This window comes from Ralstonia sp. Ralssp110 (assembly GCF_047325135.1).
GTDB lineage: Bacteria > Pseudomonadota > Gammaproteobacteria > Burkholderiales > Burkholderiaceae > Ralstonia > Ralstonia mojiangensis.
In genome coordinates, this window is record NZ_CP168610.1 from 2,996,834 (window position 1) to 3,013,619 (window position 16,786).

Annotated in this window: 16 protein-coding genes and 1 tRNA gene; 14 read left to right on the plus strand and 3 right to left on the minus strand. The window is 63.1% G+C overall.

Going from position 1 to position 16,786, the window contains the following annotated elements:
- The first annotated feature begins 32 nt into the window (after window positions 1-32).
- From lptA to ACEN9T_RS22965, 9 genes are all read left to right on the plus strand, one after another.
- Window positions 33-620: a lipopolysaccharide transport periplasmic protein LptA gene (gene lptA / locus ACEN9T_RS22925; RefSeq protein WP_252691821.1), complete on the plus strand. Its 588-nt coding sequence runs from the start codon at window positions 33-35 to the stop codon at window positions 618-620.
- 30 nt (window positions 621-650) lie between these two features.
- Window positions 651-1,439, plus strand: coding sequence for an LPS export ABC transporter ATP-binding protein (lptB, locus tag ACEN9T_RS22930; protein ID WP_004633384.1), 789 nt, complete (start codon window positions 651-653; stop codon window positions 1,437-1,439).
- Window positions 1,440-1,535: 96 nt separating this feature from the next.
- Window positions 1,536-3,047, plus strand: a complete 1,512-nt coding sequence (locus ACEN9T_RS22935; protein ID WP_092973412.1) for an RNA polymerase factor sigma-54 — start codon at window positions 1,536-1,538, stop codon at window positions 3,045-3,047.
- Between the two features lie 50 nt (window positions 3,048-3,097).
- Window positions 3,098-3,451 carry a ribosome hibernation-promoting factor, HPF/YfiA family gene (gene hpf / locus ACEN9T_RS22940; protein WP_004633388.1) on the plus strand — a complete coding sequence of 118 codons (354 nt, stop codon included), beginning with the start codon at window positions 3,098-3,100 and terminating at the stop codon, window positions 3,449-3,451.
- A gap of 346 nt (window positions 3,452-3,797) precedes the next feature.
- Complete coding sequence (gene ptsN / locus ACEN9T_RS22945) at window positions 3,798-4,253, plus strand: PTS IIA-like nitrogen regulatory protein PtsN (protein ID WP_012761097.1); 456 nt, start codon at window positions 3,798-3,800, stop codon at window positions 4,251-4,253.
- Between the two features lie 73 nt (window positions 4,254-4,326).
- Complete coding sequence (gene hprK, locus ACEN9T_RS22950; RefSeq protein ID WP_004633393.1) at window positions 4,327-5,301, plus strand: HPr(Ser) kinase/phosphatase; 975 nt, start codon at window positions 4,327-4,329, stop codon at window positions 5,299-5,301.
- A 186-nt stretch (window positions 5,302-5,487) separates the two neighbouring features.
- Complete coding sequence (locus ACEN9T_RS22955) at window positions 5,488-5,829, plus strand: PsiF family protein (protein ID WP_027678303.1); 342 nt, start codon at window positions 5,488-5,490, stop codon at window positions 5,827-5,829.
- 94 nt (window positions 5,830-5,923) lie between these two features.
- On the plus strand, window positions 5,924-6,817 hold the full coding sequence (gene rapZ / locus ACEN9T_RS22960) for an RNase adapter RapZ (protein ID WP_027678304.1): 894 nt from the start codon (window positions 5,924-5,926) through the stop codon (window positions 6,815-6,817).
- A gap of 104 nt (window positions 6,818-6,921) precedes the next feature.
- The gene (locus ACEN9T_RS22965) at window positions 6,922-7,575 is read left to right on the plus strand and encodes an LON peptidase substrate-binding domain-containing protein (protein ID WP_092973414.1); all 654 of its coding nucleotides are present in this window, start codon (window positions 6,922-6,924) and stop codon (window positions 7,573-7,575) included.
- Window positions 7,576-7,605: 30 nt separating this feature from the next.
- On the opposite strand, the gene mutY is transcribed toward ACEN9T_RS22965, so the two are convergent.
- The 3 genes from mutY to mutM all read right to left on the minus strand — a co-directional run bounded on the left by mutY (window position 7,606) and on the right by mutM (window position 11,969).
- Window positions 7,606-8,754, minus strand: a complete 1,149-nt coding sequence (gene mutY, locus ACEN9T_RS22970) for an A/G-specific adenine glycosylase (protein WP_092973416.1) — start codon at window positions 8,752-8,754, stop codon at window positions 7,606-7,608.
- Window positions 8,755-8,857: 103 nt separating this feature from the next.
- Window positions 8,858-10,801, minus strand: a complete 1,944-nt coding sequence (locus ACEN9T_RS22975) for a dynamin-like GTPase family protein (RefSeq protein ID WP_092973418.1) — start codon at window positions 10,799-10,801, stop codon at window positions 8,858-8,860.
- Between the two features lie 286 nt (window positions 10,802-11,087).
- Window positions 11,088-11,969: a bifunctional DNA-formamidopyrimidine glycosylase/DNA-(apurinic or apyrimidinic site) lyase gene (mutM, locus tag ACEN9T_RS22980; protein WP_413707155.1), complete on the minus strand. Its 882-nt coding sequence runs from the start codon at window positions 11,967-11,969 to the stop codon at window positions 11,088-11,090.
- Between the two features lie 101 nt (window positions 11,970-12,070).
- On the opposite strand from mutM, the gene ACEN9T_RS22985 reads away from it, so the two are divergent.
- From ACEN9T_RS22985 to ACEN9T_RS23005, 5 genes are all read left to right on the plus strand, one after another.
- Window positions 12,071-14,008 (plus strand): tetratricopeptide repeat protein, encoded by a 1,938-nt coding sequence (locus tag ACEN9T_RS22985; protein WP_413707156.1) that lies wholly within the window; start codon window positions 12,071-12,073, stop codon window positions 14,006-14,008.
- On the plus strand, window positions 14,008-14,631 hold the full coding sequence (lolB, locus tag ACEN9T_RS22990; protein WP_413707157.1) for a lipoprotein insertase outer membrane protein LolB: 624 nt from the start codon (window positions 14,008-14,010) through the stop codon (window positions 14,629-14,631). The genes ACEN9T_RS22985 and lolB overlap by 1 nt, the downstream gene beginning before the upstream one ends.
- A 14-nt stretch (window positions 14,632-14,645) precedes the next feature.
- A complete protein-coding gene (ispE, locus tag ACEN9T_RS22995) occupies window positions 14,646-15,515 on the plus strand; it encodes a 4-(cytidine 5'-diphospho)-2-C-methyl-D-erythritol kinase (protein WP_413707158.1) in 870 nt (289 codons plus the stop codon).
- Window positions 15,516-15,565: 50 nt separating this feature from the next.
- A tRNA-Gln gene (locus tag ACEN9T_RS23000) sits at window positions 15,566-15,642 on the plus strand.
- Between the two features lie 82 nt (window positions 15,643-15,724).
- Complete coding sequence (locus ACEN9T_RS23005; protein ID WP_004633415.1) at window positions 15,725-16,675, plus strand: ribose-phosphate pyrophosphokinase; 951 nt, start codon at window positions 15,725-15,727, stop codon at window positions 16,673-16,675.
- Window positions 16,676-16,786 lie beyond the last annotated feature (111 nt).

Consider the following 16,786-nt stretch of genomic DNA (forward strand, 5'->3'; position numbering starts at 1 on the left):
CACCGACCGCGCCCTTCTCCGACGTGATCCCCATGACTGATTCCCTCCGTGCTGCCGGCCTCGCCATTGTCGCTGCGCTGCTGCTCCCGGCCCTGCCCGCGCACGCTGAGCGCGCCGACCGCGACAAGCCGCTCGTCCTTGAAGCCGACAACGCCAGCTACGACGATCTGAAGCAGGTCTATCACTTGACCGGCAACGTGGTGCTGACCAAGGGCACCATGGTGCTGCGCTCCGATCAGGCCGATCTGCGCACCGACCCCGAGGGCTACAACTACGCCGTCGCCACGTCCAAGCCCGGCAATCTCGCCTTCATTCGCCAGAAGCGCGACAACGTCGACGAATACATCCAGGGTTGGGGCGAGCGCATCGAATACGACGGCAAACAAGAGATTTCCAAGCTGATCACCCGTGCACGCATGGAGCGCCTGCAAGGCGCAACGCAGCTCGACGAGATCCGCGGCGCCGTCATCACGTACGACGGTCAGAAGGAGTTCTACACGGCCTCCGGCGGCGCGGAAAACGCCACCTCGGCCAACCCGTCGGGCCGCGTGCGCGCGGTTCTCGCACCGCGCACAAGCACGCCTGCCGCGCCGGCATCTACCCCGGCCGCCAAGCCCTGATCCGCACTGCCTGTCTTTTCTGTTTCGCTTATGTCTGCCACCACCCTCGCCCCCAAAACTGCAGCGCCGCAGGCCACGACTTCCAGCACGCTGGTCGTCCGCCATCTGAAGAAGCGCTACGGCACGCGCACGGTGGTCAAGGACGTGTCGCTTGACGTGAAAAGCGGCGAGGTGGTCGGCCTGCTCGGCCCCAATGGCGCGGGTAAGACGACTTCGTTCTACATGATCGTCGGCTTGGTGGCGCTGGACGCCGGCGACATCGTGCTCGACGGCGAGCACATCAGCCGCCTGCCGATCCACCAGCGCGCGCGCATGGGCCTGTCGTATTTGCCGCAGGAAGCGTCGGTGTTCCGCAAGCTCAACGTGCAGGAAAACATCCGCGCGGTGCTCGAGCTGCAGGAGCAGAACGGCAAGAAGCTGTCGCAAGACGAAGTCAATCGCCGCCTCGACGGCCTGCTCGACGACTTGCAGATCGCCCACTTGCGCGACAACCCCGCACTGTCGCTCTCGGGTGGTGAACGCCGCCGTGTGGAGATTGCCCGCGCGCTGGCCTCATCGCCACGCTTCATCCTGCTCGATGAACCGTTTGCCGGTGTCGATCCAATCGCGGTAGGCGAGATTCAACGCATCGTCAGCTTCTTGAAAGACCGCAACATCGGCGTGCTGATTACCGATCACAACGTGCGAGAAACGCTGGGCATCTGCGATCACGCCTACATCATCAGCGAAGGCACCGTGCTGGCCGCGGGCATGCCGGAGCAGATTATCGAAAACGAGGATGTACGCAAGGTGTATCTGGGCGATAACTTCCGGATGTAAGCCACGACGCACGCTTACGCCTTAAGGACGTGGCAAAGCCGCACCTTAAAGCAAAATCCGTTCCATCGGCCGAGTGTTGGGCATAGAATAGCCCGCATGAAACAGTCGCTCCAGCTCCGCCTCTCTCAGCATCTCGCGCTTACGCCGCAGTTGCAGCAATCGATCCGACTGCTGCAGTTGTCGACCATCGAACTGCAGCAGGAAGTTGAGCAGGCCTTGACCGAAAACCCGCTGCTGGAGCGGGAAAACGAGTGGCTCGACACCTCTGCGCGCATTGGCGCAGACGGCTCCGTGAACGCGCTGCAAAGCAACAGCGCCACACCCCTGCCCACCGAATCACCCCCACCCGTACCCAACGGTGCCGACAGCGGCGACAGCTCGGAAAACAGCTACGAAAACGGTCACGACAGCGGCGCCGATTTCGACAGCGATTACGGCTCCGACCGCTCCGACTGGAGCCTTGACGACTTCGCCCGCAAACCGCAATCCGACGAAGACGACCGCGCCCCGCTGCAGTTGCGTGAGGCCGAGCAAAGTCTGCGCGAATTCCTCATGGAACAACTCGCGCCGCTCAAGCTGTCCATGCGAGACAAGGGCCTCGTCATCTTCCTGATCGAATCCCTCGACGACGAAGGCTACCTCTCTGGCACGCTCGACGAAATCCTCGCCGATCTGCCTGCCGAACTTGAAGTCGAACTCGACGAACTGCAAGCCACGCTGCGCATGCTGCAGAGCTTCGACCCGCCTGGCGTCGGCGCGCGTTCAGCTGCTGAATGCCTGTCACTGCAATTGCATCGGCTCGATTCGCCCGCGAAGGCGCTGGCGCTCACCATCGTCAATCAGCATCTCGAACTGCTGGCCGCGCGAGACTACACACGCCTGAAGAAAGCGCTGTCCGTCGACGAGCCCGCGCTGAAGGCAGCGCATGAGCTGATTCGTTCGCTGGCACCGTTTCCGGGTCATGCATTCGGGCGTGCTGAAGCGGATTTCGTGGTGCCCGACGTGATCGTGCGCAAGACCAGCGCAGGCTGGATGGCGCAACTGAACCCCGACGTCATGCCGCGCCTGCGCATCAACGACATGTACGCGCAAATCCTGCGCAGCAGCCGCGGTGAATCGGGCGCCGCCAATCTGCAGCAGAAGCTGCAGGAAGCACGTTGGCTGATCAAGAACATTCAGCAGCGCTTCGATACGATCCTGCGTGTCTCGCAAGCCATTGTCGAGCGTCAAAAGAGCTTCTTCACGCACGGCGAAATCGCCATGCGCCCCTTGGTTTTGCGGGAAATAGCCGATACACTGGGTCTACACGAGTCCACGATCTCCCGTGTGACGACCAACAAATACATGGCGACCCCGATGGGGACGTTCGAGTTGAAGTACTTCTTCGGCAGCCATGTATCGACGGAAACCGGCGGGGCCGCGTCATCCACTGCGATACGCGCGCTCATCAAGCAACTTGTAGGAGCCGAAGACCCGAAGAATCCTCTGTCCGATAGCAGAATTGCCGAGCTGTTAGGCGAACAAGGATTCGTGGTGGCCCGTCGGACGGTGGCCAAATACCGCGAAGCCCTCAAGATCCCTGCAGTGAATTTGCGCAAGTCTTTATAGCCGCATCGCGGGCAGTTCCGGTGCGGCTCATCTTGAGAAGGAGAACCGCTATGAACTTCAAACTCAGTGGACACCACCTGGACATCACGCCCGCTTTGCGTGAGTACGTGGAAACGAAACTGGAGCGTGTGATCAGGCACTTCGATCAGGTGATTGGCGTCAGCGTGTTGCTATCGGTCGATAACCACAAGGAGAAGGATCGGCGTCAGTACGCGGAAATCAACTTGCACCTCAAGGGTAAGGACGTCTTCGTCGAATCACACCATGAAGATCTTTATGCGGCCATCGACCTACTCGTCGATAAACTGGACAGGCAAGTGATCAAGTACAAGGACCGCGTGCAGGGGCACGATCGTGACAGCATGAAGCACCAAGCCTTCCAGGCCGTGCAGATGCAGCAATAGCAGGACGGCACCGCAAAAACCGCGCCCCGAGTTGGCGCGGTTTTTTTATGCCGTGGTGCATTCGTGACGAATCCGATTGCAACGGATTTAAGTCGGGCTAAAATCTGACGAAAGTATGAATGCTGGCGTGGCGCGGCTTTTGGCGCGATGCTGGCTAAAACAGGGTCGATGCCGTGCGCACAGTGCCGGCACCGGCTGATCGCAGCCCTGGGGGATTCGCCTCTCTGCCCTGCGTGGTGCACCTCTGGTGCACCGCACAAAGCTGCGCGGCACGTGGTCTATAATGACCTCATTGTCCGCGCGCCATTTTGGTGCAGAAGGACGCCGCTCATTTCACGCATTGCACATGAATCGCTTGGCCAAACTGCTGCCGCCCGGGAACATTGCCCTCGACGTCAGCGTAACCAGCAAGAAGCGGGTATTTGAACAGGCTGGCCTGCTGTTCGAGAACAACCACGGCGTGACGCGCGCAGTCGTCACCGACAACCTGTTCGCGCGCGAGTCGCTTGGATCCACGGGTCTGGGCGCCGGCGTGGCGATCCCGCATGGCCGCATCAAGGGGCTCAAACAACCGCTGGCAGCCTTCATGCGCCTATCCGAACCGGTGCCTTTTGAGTCGCCGGACGGCAAACCTGTCTCACTGCTGATCTTTCTGCTGGTGCCCGAACAGGCCACCCAGCAGCATCTGGAAATCCTCTCTGAAATCGCCCAGCTGCTGTCCGACCGTGACATGCGCGAAGGCCTCGCCACCCTGCCGTCGCCCGAGGCGATTCACCAGCTACTGACCGACTGGCGGCCCTGATCGCGGCGCGATCGGTGGCAAGCGCAACCGATTGCGAACGCGCTATGCCCCGTCGGCACCACTGTGCCCTGCTATGGAACTGACCGGCGTCATCGCCCAATCGATCTTTGACGACAACGCAGCTGATCTAAAGCTGTCGTGGGTCGCCGGCCTGGAGGGCGCGGACCGCGCGTTCGATGTGGATTTCGCCAAGGAGGCGACATCTGCAGCTGACTTAGTCGGGCACTTGAACCTCATCCACCCGAATCGCATACAGGTGCTCGGCAAGCCCGAGATCACCTACTACCAGCGCTTGTCGGAAGAAAACCGCAAGCGCCAGATGGGCGAGTTGATCCTGCTGGAGCCACCCTTTCTGGTGGTGGCCGACGGCGTGGATCCGCCGCCCGATCTGGAGCTGCGCTGCACACGCTCGTCCACGCCGCTGTTCACGTCGCCGATTTCATCGGCCGCGGTCATTGACCATCTGCGCTTGTATCTGTCTCGCATCTCGGCACCGCGCGTGACGATGCACGGGGTGTTTCTCGACATCCTCGGCATGGGCGTGCTGATCATGGGCGATTCGGGCCTGGGCAAAAGCGAATTGGGCCTGGAGCTGATCTCGCGCGGTCACGGTCTGGTGGCCGATGACGCGGTCGATTTCGTTCGCCTCGGGCCGGACTTTATCGAAGGGCGCTGCCCGCCGCTGCTGCAGAATCTGCTGGAAGTGCGCGGGCTGGGCCTGCTCGATATCAAGACGATCTTCGGTGAGACGGCGGTGCGCCGGAAGATGAAGATCAAGCTGATCGTGCAGCTCGTGCGCCGCAACGATGGCGAGTTCGAGCGTCTGCCGCTCGATTCACAATACCTCGATGTCCTCGGTCTGCCGATCCACATGGTGAAGATCCAGGTGGCAGCGGGCCGCAACTTGGCCGTGCTGGTCGAGGCGGCCGTGCGCAACACGATCCTGCGCTTGCGCGGCATCGATACGTTGCGCGACTTCATGGACCGCCAGCGCGCCGCCATGCAAGCCGAAGCCGCTTCCCACTCGCCTCAGGGTCGTCTGCTTTAACAAAGCCGCCACAAAGTTTCGTATTCAGACCGGTTTACCCTAGTTTTCGCTGCGAAACGTCAACCCGACGTGCGGCCGCCCCGTTGTGGGAGGGAATGCGCCGAGCACACAACGCGGCGGCGTTCATCGCGAGCGCGGCGGCTTGTTTTCGCCCGCTCTTCTGACGGTACCAAGGAGAATACGACGATGAAACAACTGATTGCCGCTTGCGCCCTGGCGCTCCCGTTCCTGGCCGGCCAAGCTTTCGCCCAAGGCAGCGCACCCGCAGCCGCGCCGGCGGCACCGGCTGCCGCCCCGGCAGCCAAGAATTCGCAGCAAGACAAGATGAAGCAATGCAACATGGACGCCGCTGGCAAGAAGGGCGACGAGCGCAAGGCTTTCATGAAAGGCTGCCTGTCGGACAAACCGGCCGCGGCCGCCAAGCCGATGACGCAGCAGGAAAAGATGGCAGCCTGCTCCAAGGCCAACAAGGGCAAGAAGGGCGACGAGTACAAGAACGCCCAGAAAGCGTGCCTCTCGAAGGGCTGAGCATTCCCTTAACCTCGCTCGAAAAAAGGCGGCCGGATCGGTCGCCTTTTTTGTTGGTCGCTGCTTTGCAACACAGGGATGCTATCCTCGCGGCATGCGGATCATTCTCATCACCGGTATGTCGGGTTCAGGGAAATCGGTCGCCCTGAACGTGCTCGAAGACGCAGGTTACTACTGCGTCGACAACCTGCCCGCGCAGTTCATCCCCGAACTGGCGCGCTATCTGGCGGACCAGGGTTATACGCATCTGGGCGTGGCCACTGACATCCGCAGCCGGGAATCGCTGCGCAAGGTGCCCGAGACGGTCACCGTGCTGCGCAAGGAACACGACGTGCGCATGCTGTTTCTGACAGCAAGCACGAATGCCCTGGTGCAGCGCTATTCCGAGACGCGCCGCCGGCATCCGCTGTCGATCCGTAACGGCCGCCCCGATACCGCTGCCAACGTGCAAGCGGCCGCCAAGGGCCTCGACACCTCGCTCATCGAAGCAATCGAAATGGAGCGGGAGCTGCTCAGCCCGCTGGCCGATCCGGCGCATCGCATCGACACCAGCACGCTGCGCACGAACGCCCTGCGCGCGTACATCAAAGAGTTCATCAGCGACGAGCCGCATGACATCACGTTGATGTTCGAATCGTTCGGCTTCAAGCATGGCGTACCGACCGATGCCGATCTCGTCTTCGACGTGCGTTCGCTGCCCAACCCGTACTACGACACGCAACTGCGCCCCCTCACCGGGCGCGACCAGCCCGTCATCGATTTCCTGCAAAGCCAACCGATGGTGCTTGCGATGGCAGAGGACATCCGCGCCTACGTCGAAAAGTGGCTGCCGAGTTTCATCGCCGACAACCGCAGCTATTTGACCGTCGCGATCGGCTGCACGGGCGGTCAGCATCGTTCCGTGTACATCGCAGAACGGCTTGCCACGTACTTCCGTGCGCATGGTAATGTGTTGGTCCGCCACCGCGAATTGGCCGTAGACGGCTGAACCGCGCGCCAGACACATTCACCGCGCCGGCCAGCCTCATTTGGATGCGGCTTCTTGCGCGGCGCCACGCGAAAGTCTTGCCGCCGTCTGCTGAAAGCCCGTCCATGCAAGAAGACATCGCTCTCTCACCGTTCTCGCCGTTGCCGCCGCTGCCCACCGAGCTGTCGCTGTTTCCGCTGCATACGGTGCTGTTTCCCGGCGGCCTTCTCCCCCTGCGCATTTTCGAAGCCCGCTACATCGATATGGTGCGCACGTGCCTGCGCGACAAGACGCCGTTCGGCGTCTGCCTGATTGAGCGCGGCAACGAAGTGGCCACCACAGACGGCACGACCGTACCAGTCGACGTGGGCTGCATCGCCCACATCGTCGAATGCGACATGGAGCAGCTCGGCCTGTTGATGATCAAGGTGCGCGGCTCGCAGCGCTTCAAGGTACTGTCGTTCGAGACTACGCCCGACGGCCTCATGCGCGGTACGGTCGAGCCCATCGGCGCAGACGTGGAAGACTGCAAGGGCGAACTTTTCGACGACTGCGTGGGTGCCCTGCGCCGCATCATCACCACACTCGGATCACGCGAAGATGGCAACGTCCCGATGGCGGAACCCTATGAGTGGACCAGCCCGAGCTGGGTCGCGAATCGGCTCTGCGAACTGCTACCGGTGCCACTCAAGGCCAAGCAGAAGCTGATGGAACTGATGGACGCCGGCATGCGCATCGAGATCGTCCATCGCTACATGAAGCAGCATCACATTCTGTGATGCCGTATCAGCCAACCCGGGCCGGGTTGGCTAGATCAGGCTTGGCTGCACCAGCGTCTCCAGCGCCAACTTCACCGGCGCGGGCAATCCCACTGAATTGAGTTGGGCAAGCGGTACCCAGCGCCAGTCGTCGTCGAGCTCGGCGGGCGTGCCGATCTCTGCGCGCAGCAAGTGCATATGCAGGCGGAAGTGCGTGAAGGTGTGCGTGAGCGCGCCTGCCATTTCCACGGTCGAGACCGCGCCATATACCTGCGCGGCGCGACGCACGGTGCCCACATCCAGCGGATGCTCATCCAGCGCGTCGTCCATCTCGCCCACCAGCGGCAAAGACCACAACCCGCCCCAGATACCGCGTTGCGGACGACGCTGCAGCAGGACCGCGTCGGCGTGCAGCGCGATGACGAGCGTCGCGGCACGCTCGGGTATCGCCTTACGCGGGCGCGGCACGGGCAATTCCATCACGCGATCGGTACTGCGCGCTTCGCATAGCGATTCGAGTGGACAGGCGCGTTCGCCCGTCAGGCATGCCGGTTTGCCACGCGTGCAGACGGTGGCCCCTAGGTCCATCAAACCCTGCGTGTACGGCTGAATACCTTCGGCTGGCGGCAGCACGGTTTCAGCGACGCGCCACATGGTGTCTTCCACGCGCTTGTCGCCAGGAAAACCGTCGATGCCGAACACACGGGCAAACACGCGTTTGACGTTGCCGTCCAGAATGGCCGCGCGCACGCCGTACGAAAACGCGGCGATGGCCGCCGCAGTCGAGCGGCCGATGCCCGGCAGCGTCGCAAGCACGTCGGGATCGCGCGGGAAGATGCCGCCGTGCTCCGCCACCACGATCTGCGCGCAGCGATGCAAGTTGCGCGCGCGCGTGTAATAGCCGAGGCCGGCCCACGCTGCCATCACGTCGTCTGCCGGCGCAGCGGCCAGCGCCTGCACGGTCGGGAAGCGCTCGATGAAGCGTGCGTAGTAGCCCAGCACCGCGCTCACCTGCGTCTGCTGCAGCATGATCTCTGAGAGCCACGTGCGATATGCATCGCCCGTGTTCTGCCACGGCAAATGGTGACGGCCATGACGCTGCTGCCAAGCGATGACGCGCACGGCGAAATCATCTGGTAGCGAAGGCAGAACGGCAGCAGGTTGCGCGGCGCGGCGCGTGCGGCGGGGGGTGGCGGTCATTCGTGTGATGAGGAAACGGCGAACTGAAGATGCGCGCTGGCGGCGATCCTACCAGAACGAAAAAAGCGCCCGCAGGCGCCTTCTCCGTGACCAACGATACGCGTCAGGCCGCGACGGACTGCCGCTCCAGAATCGTCCCGGCCGCGAGAATGCGGTCGGTGTACTGGGCGATCATGCCGCTGCGCTCATCCAGCGTATTGAGCAGCGCCTCGAGTTCGGTGATTCGCGCTTCCAGCGTATCGGTCGCCTCGTGAATGCGCTCGATCGAATCCACGCGCTTGCGCAGTTGCTTCTGGTGATCGCGCACCTGAGCTTCCAGCGGTGTCATGACGGACTTCAGCCAGATCTCGATGTCACGGTTCATGTCCTGAAAGGTATCCAGCACGCGGCTGGCCACCGTCGAGAACGCTCCATGCACGAGTTGCGGCTTCGGACGGGTCAGGAAGCTGAACGCGCCAAAGTGGTTGTGCGCAAGCATCAGCGTTTCTTTCAGATCGGCGTCGTAGCGCGTGCCCAGGAAACGCAACGGCGGCGACAGCGTGAAACCGTGCTCGGCGTTGAACTTCTTGTACATGCCGTCGACCATCTGGTGCAGTTGGTCGATGCGGTTGGCGGCATCGCGCACCAGGCCCGTCAGGTGGCCGAAGAGCTTGTCCATGTCGTCACGCAAGCCGCGCGAGAACACGCGCTCCTTCATCTTCTCGCGCGCCTCACGCATCGTCGAGCGAATCTGCTTGAGTTGCACACTCTTGATGATCTCCGCGCTGTGGCGGCCGAACACCGTACGCAGCGCCTGGAACTTGGCGATGCTCTGCTCGAACTCTTCCTTCTCGCCCTGCACCCGCATCAGCATGTGCTTGACCATCGTGTGGTTCTTGCCGCGCAGGCCGCGCAACTCGAACAACTGCTCGACGATGTCGCGGCGGCGCATCTGCAGCAGTTGCTGCGCGCCGGTGGCCATGTCCTTCACGGCCAGTTGAACCTGCTCGGTCACAATCTCGCGACGCTGCGGAATCAACTGATCCGACAGCACCGACTCCAGCTCCGGCAGCCGGCTCTTGGCCAGCAACTCATGGTCATGGCTGACCTTGGCCACCAGACCCTTCTGCGCCGACACTGGATACACGCGCTCGACATCGATATCGAGCACCTGCGCCGTCGTCATAATCTGGCGGCTGACTTCGTTCTCGACTTCCTCTTCGGACTTGAGCGGATCCCACAGGCCATCGACCTTGTTGAGCACCGCGATGCAGCCTTTGCGCTGGCCACCGCCCACGTGCGAGCGCCACAGCTCCAGATCGCTCTTGGTCACGCCGGCATCCGCTGCCAGCACGAACACGACGACGTGCGCATCCGGAATCAGGCGCAGCGTCAGCTCCGGCTCGGTACCAATCGCGTTCAGGCCCGGCGTATCCAGGATCACCAGGCCCTGCTTGAGCATCGGGTGCGGGAAATTGATGATCGCGTGACGCCACTTCGACACTTCGACCGTGCCTGCGGCATCCACCGAGAACGCAGCGTCGGGATCGGCGTCGTTATATAGACCCAACTGCTCGGCTTCTTCCTTGGGCACGCGCACGGTTTCCACCACGTGGCGGAACGCTTCGAGCATGCCTTCGGGCGACGACGGATCGAGCGGCACCGACAGCCAGTGGCTGCCCGCATCGCGAAAATCGGCCGTCGATGCATCATGCAGACGCGTCTCGATCGGCAGCAGGCGGATCGACGGCGGATAGCTTTCGTCGTACATCAGCTCGGTCGGACACATCGTGGTCCGGCCCGCCGACGACGGCAAGATGCGGCGGCCAAAGTCCGCAAAGAAGATGGCGTTGATCAGCTCACTCTTGCCGCGAGAGAACTCGGCAATGAAGGCGACTTTGAGCTTGTCGCTGCGCAAGACGCCGCGGATGCGCTGCGCGCGCATGTCAGCCTGCGCGTCGTACAGCTCCTGGGCTTGCAGCCAGTCTTGGAATTCCCCCACCGACTGCAGTACCGAAGCGCGCCAGGCGCTGTACTGCTCGAACTGTGTGCTCAGTGTGTTGTTCATCGTTCTGTCTTATTGTGTGCGCGACCCGACCGCAACAAAATGCGCGCGCCCTCGACATCGCTGTTCCGCTCAATTACGGCACAGAAATGCACAAATTTAGGTGGAACGATACAGGGAACCGCCAGCTTCCGGGCGAACTTTCCGCAAGGTTCTCCAGCCCGGGCAGACAAGTGTTGCGGGATGCCATCGGCGGCCAGACACCCCACTTCAAAAACCTTGCGAAATGACGACCAGATCGCTCCAGCGCGACGTCTCCAGGCGGCTTTCGATGCCCCTGGCAGGGCGGTCAGCGCTGGCAGGTGGGGCAGTAGAAAGTGGAGCGCTGCCCCTGGACGATCTGGCGGATCGGCGTGCCGCACACTCGGCACGGCAGACCAGCGCGGTCGTACACGAAGGCTTCGAGCTGGAAGTAGCCGCTTTGTCCGTCTGACCCGACAAAATCGCGCAGCGTGCTGCCGCCCCGTGCGATGGCATCGGCCAGCGTGGCGCGAATGGCATCGGCCAGCGCCGCATAGCGTGGCCGGCTGATGCGGCCCGCCGCCGTGGTCGGCCGGATACCGGCGCGAAACAGACTCTCCGAACAATAGATATTGCCGACGCCGACCACGATATCGCCTGCCAGCAGCGCCGACTTGATGGCAACCCGGCGCCCGCGCGTGCGGGCAAACATCCAGTCGCCGTCGAATCGCGCATCGAACGGCTCAATGCCGAGATTACGCAGCAGCGGGTGTTCGGCCAAGCCGGCTTCGTCCCCGGCGTGCCAGAGCACGGCGCCAAAGCGGCGCGGGTCCCGATAGCGCAGTGTGATGGGTACGCCAGTTGCGTCGGCGAGTTCGATATCGACGTGATCGTGCGGGCCGGGCGGCACGGGCGCCTCCAGCACGCGCAACGTGCCGGTCATGCCCAGGTGGATCAACAGCCAGCCGCCTGTGGCCTCGGCATCGGCGTGGCTTGCGGATTGGCTTACCGCGGGCATGCATTCGATGAGCAGGTATTTACCCCGGCGCAGCAAGCGCGTGACAGTGAGGCCCGCGAGCAACTCCGGCAACGCCGGATCGATCGGCCAGCGCAAGCCGTGATGGCGCACCACCGCGCGCACGATACGTCGCCCCGTAATATGCGGTAGCAAACCCAGGCGAGTGACCTCGACCTCCGGCAACTCAGGCATCGAACCTCCATCCCATGTGCTGCTCCAACCTTTTTTACGATGCGGGCGATTGTAGCGGTCAGGCTACAATGCCCCGAACCCCCATCCGGAGCTTCGAGACCATGCCTCACGCCCTCTCCCGTTCGCCCGCGACGCAACGCCCGCGGCGATTCCTGCGCAGCCGAACGGCCCTTCTGGCCGCGCTGGTGGCGGGAGGGCTGACGAGCCTGCCGGCCTGGTCGTCGCAGTCGGTTGCCAGCACCCCGCTCCTTGCCCAGGCGGCACAGGAAGGCGGTACGGGCGGCCGCGCAGCCATCCAGATTGAACGCTCGCGCCCGCGCACCGGCCTGCTAAATTCGGAGCGCACCGATCTGCCGCGCGTCGCGCTCACTGAAGACATCATGTACCGCGTGCTGGCGTCGGAAGTGTCGCTGCAGCGTGGGCTGGTCGAGCCGGCATATCGAACCTACCTCGCGCTCGCGCAGGACACGCGCGACCCCCGCTTTGCCCAGCGCGCCACGGAAATCGCGTTTCTGACGCGCTCCCCCGCGCAAGCGCTGACCGCGTCGCGCCTGTGGGTGGAACTGTCGCCCACGTCCATGCCGGCACGCCAGGTGCAGCAGCTCTTGCTGGTGGCGACGGGCCAGTGGTCGGACGTTGAGCCGATGCTGCAGGCGCAGTTGAACAAGGTCTCGCCCGGCCAGCGTGCCGATGCCCTGCTGCAATTGCAGCAGCAGATGTCCAAGAGCAGCGATCCGGCGGGCGCCGTAGGCGCGCTGCAGCGCATCGCCTCGCATGACATGCAGCGCCCCGAAACGCATCTGGCCTTAGCTCGCGCGAAGGTTGCCGCCAAGGATGTTCCCGGCGCGCTGACGGAACTGGACACCGCGCTCAAGCTGCGCCCCGGTTATGAAGACGCCGCCATCCTCGCCGCCGAACTACGCGCCGACAGCGATCCCGACGCCGCCATCGCCGGCCTGCGCGGCTTCCTGAAAGCCGCGCCAGCCTCCATCGACGGCCATCTGGCGCTCGCCCGCATGTACCTCGTGCGCAATCAGCAGGACAAGGCGCGCGCTGAATTCGAAACGCTCAAGAAGATCGCGCCCAACGATGCGCGCATCACGCTTGCCCTGGGCCTGCTGAACCTGCAGCAGCGCCAGTACGATGACGCCGAGCGTTACCTGAAGGAATACGTCACGGCCACAGCCAAGTCGCCCACCCTGAGCCCCGAACCCGGCTACCAGGGCCTTGCCCAGTTGGCCGAGGAAAAGCGCGACTACGCTGGCGCGCTGGGCTGGGTCGACAAGATCACCGGTTCCGCCAATGGCGACGCCGACGGTCAGACCGCACTGGCAGCCGGCATCAAGCGAGGCCAGTTGCTCGGCAAGCTGCGTCGCATTGACGAGGCACAACAGACCTTCGACGAGCTCGTCGCCGATTCCGAAGACGTGCCCGACGGCCCGCGCCGCCAGGCCCTGATGGATGGCATCCGCCAGGCCGAAATCGGCATGCTGATGGACGCCAAGGCCTACGGCCGTGCCCGCGCCCGCGTCAACGAGCTGCTCAAGAGCGATCCGGACAACGTCGAATACACGTACCAACTGGCAATGCTCGAAGAGCACGACGGCCACTACGACAACATGGAAACGCTGCTGCGCAAGGTGATCGACCTGCGCCCCGGCCAGGCCATCGGCTACAACGCGCTCGGCTATTCGCTGGCCGATCGCAACGTGCGCCTGCAGGAAGCGCAGGAGCTGCTGGAGAAAGCCGTGTCGCTGGCGCCGGATGATCCCTACATCGCCGACAGCCTGGGCTGGGTCAAATACCGTCGCGGCGATCTGCCCGCCGCCACAGACATCCTGCGCAAGGCGTGGGCTGCCGCCCCGCAAGCCGAAATCGGCGCGCACCTGGGCGAAGTGCTGTGGCAATCGGGCAAGCAAGACGACGCGCGCCAGATCTGGACCGAAGCATCCAAGCTCGACGTGAACGACACCACGCTGCGCGACACGCTGCGCCGCTTTGGCCAGCCGGTGCCGAATGTTCCCGTGAGTGCAAATTGATGGCGATGCGGTTCACGCGCGCGCTTGGCGCGCTGATGCTCGGCGCTGGCTGCGCGCTGTTCAGCGGCTGCGCAAGCTTGCGGCCAGCTAACGATCTCTTCGCCGGCACGCAAGACGCCGATGCCTCCATCACGCGCTATCAGGGTCGCTTCTCGGCCCGTTACACGCAGAACAACGCCGAGCAAAGCGCCGTCGGCAGCTTCCTCTGGCGTGAGCGCGGGCCCGACGTGCAGCTTGAATTGATGTCTCCGCTGGGCCAGACGCTGGCCATCGTCAGCCAGAGCAACGAGGGCGCCACGCTCGAACTGCCGAACCAGCCGCCGCGCCGCGCCCCCGAAGTCGACACGCTGATGCAGGATGCGCTTGGCTTTTCGCTGCCGGTCTCGGGCCTGCGCGACTGGCTGCGCGCTCGCCCTGCCCCCGGCACACCGGCACGCGTCGCACGTGATGCGCAATCGCGCCCCGAAACCATCGAGCAGAACGGCTGGACTGTCCACTACGTCGCCTGGACTGACGACGGCAATAACGCCGACGGCGCCAAGGTCAGCATCCGCCGACTCGATCTTGACCGCCCGCAGGGCACCAATGGCCCGCTCTCGGTGCGGCTCGTGCTCGACCAGTAACGCCTCGCTTCGTCATGTCTTCCGCACCCTTCGAGCTGCGTGATTGCCCAGCGCCCGCCAAGCTCAACCTTTTCCTGCACGTGGTCGGCCGCCGGCCCGATGGCTACCACCTGCTGCAAACTGTCTTCCAGTTGATCGACTGGTGCGACACGCTGCATTTCACGCGCCGCACCGACGGCCGTCTCGTGCGCATCACCGATATTCCGGGCGTGCCCGCCGATGATGACCTCGTGATCCGCGCCGCGCGCCTGTTGCAAGCGGAAACGGGCTGCACCTACGGCGTCGACATCGCCATCGAAAAACGTCTGCCGATGGGCGGTGGCATTGGCGGTGGCTCGTCTGATGCCGCCACCACGCTGCTCGCGCTCAATCGCCTCTGGGGCCTTGATCTGCCACGCACGCAACTGATGGCGATCGGCCTCAAACTTGGCGCCGACGTGCCCTTCTTTGTGTTCGGCCAGAACGCCTTCGCCGAGGGCATCGGCGAAGAACTCACGCCCGTCACGCTGCCGCCGGCTGCCTTCGTGGTGATTCACCCACGTGTGCATGTGCCCACCCCCGCAATTTTTTCCGATGAAGGGTTGACACGCGATACGCCACTCACCATAATTACGGACTTTCCTGACCAACAAATTGTTTTCGCTTACGGTCGCAACGATCTGCAAGCGGTGGCGGAAAGGAAATACGGCGAAATCGCCCGAGCACTTGTCTGGCTGCGTCAATTCAGCCCTCTGGCAAGAATGACCGGATCCGGTGCCTGCGTGTTTGCTCCGTTCGACAACGTCGAGCATGCGCAAGCGGTAGCGGATCAGGTGCCTTCCGAATGGGAAGGTCGGTATGCGGCAGGTCTGACGCATCACCCGCTCGCAGGATTTGCTGTGTAAGGTTTGCAGTTATCGCTTCTGCAATGGAGGCGGTAACCAATAGGTTGTGTAGGGGCGTCGCCAAGCTGGTTAAGGCACCGGATTTTGATTCCGGCATGCGTAGGTTCGAATCCTTCCGCCCCTGCCATTTTCTTCCTCATGTTCCCAGCAATAGCCCGGTTGGTGCTTTAACTGACCGGCGCGTCTGAAGTCGAAAAACAGGTGCCCCGATGAGCAGCGAAGGCTTGATGGTTTTTACCGGCAACGCCAACCCGAAACTCGCCGAAGCTGTCGTCAAGCACCTAGGCATTCCCCTAGGCAAGGCCCTCGTCGGCCGATTCTCCGATGGTGAAGTCCAGGTCGAGATTCAGGAAAACGTGCGCGGCAAGCACGTGTTCATCCTGCAATCCACCTGCGCCCCGACCAACGACAACCTGATGGAACTGATGGTGATGGTCGATGCGCTCAAGCGCGCGTCTGCCCGCCGCATCACGGCCGCCATCCCCTACTTCGGCTATGCTCGCCAGGACCGTCGCCCGCGTTCGGCGCGTGTGGCGATCACGGCCAAGGTCGTGGCCAACATGCTGGAAGTCGCCGGCGTCGAGCGCGTGCTGACGATGGACCTCCACGCTGACCAAATTCAAGGCTTCTTCGATATCCCGGTCGACAACATCTACGCGTCGCCGATCCTGCTCGAAGACCTGCGCAAGAAGAACTACGAAGACCTGCTGGTGGTGTCGCCTGACGTCGGTGGCGTGGTGCGCGCACGTGCACTCGCCAAGCAACTCGGCGTGGATCTGGCGATCATCGACAAGCGTCGCCCGAAGGCCAACGTGGCTGAGGTGATGAACATCATCGGTGAAGTCGACGGCCGCAACTGCGTGATCATGGACGACATGATCGACACCGGCGGCACGCTGTGCAAAGCCGCGCAGGTGCTCAAAGAGCGCGGTGCCAAGCAAGTGTTTTCGTATTGCACGCATCCGGTGCTGTCGGGCGGCGCAGCTGCCCGCATTGCAGACTCAGCGCTTGACGAAGTGGTCGTGACCGACACCATCCCGCTGCGCGAAGACGCCATCAAGTGCGGCAAGATCCGCCAACTCTCGACCGCGCCGCTGCTGGCCGAGACCTTCACCCGCATCGTGCGCGGTGATTCGATCATGTCGCTGTTTGCTGAATAATTCGGCACCCGAGCGGCTTACTGTTATAATTCAAGGCTTTACTGCAGAAAACGTCGGTTAGACGGCACTTCTGCGGTGTCTGCGGGGCGCAATATGGCGCCCCGTTCACCA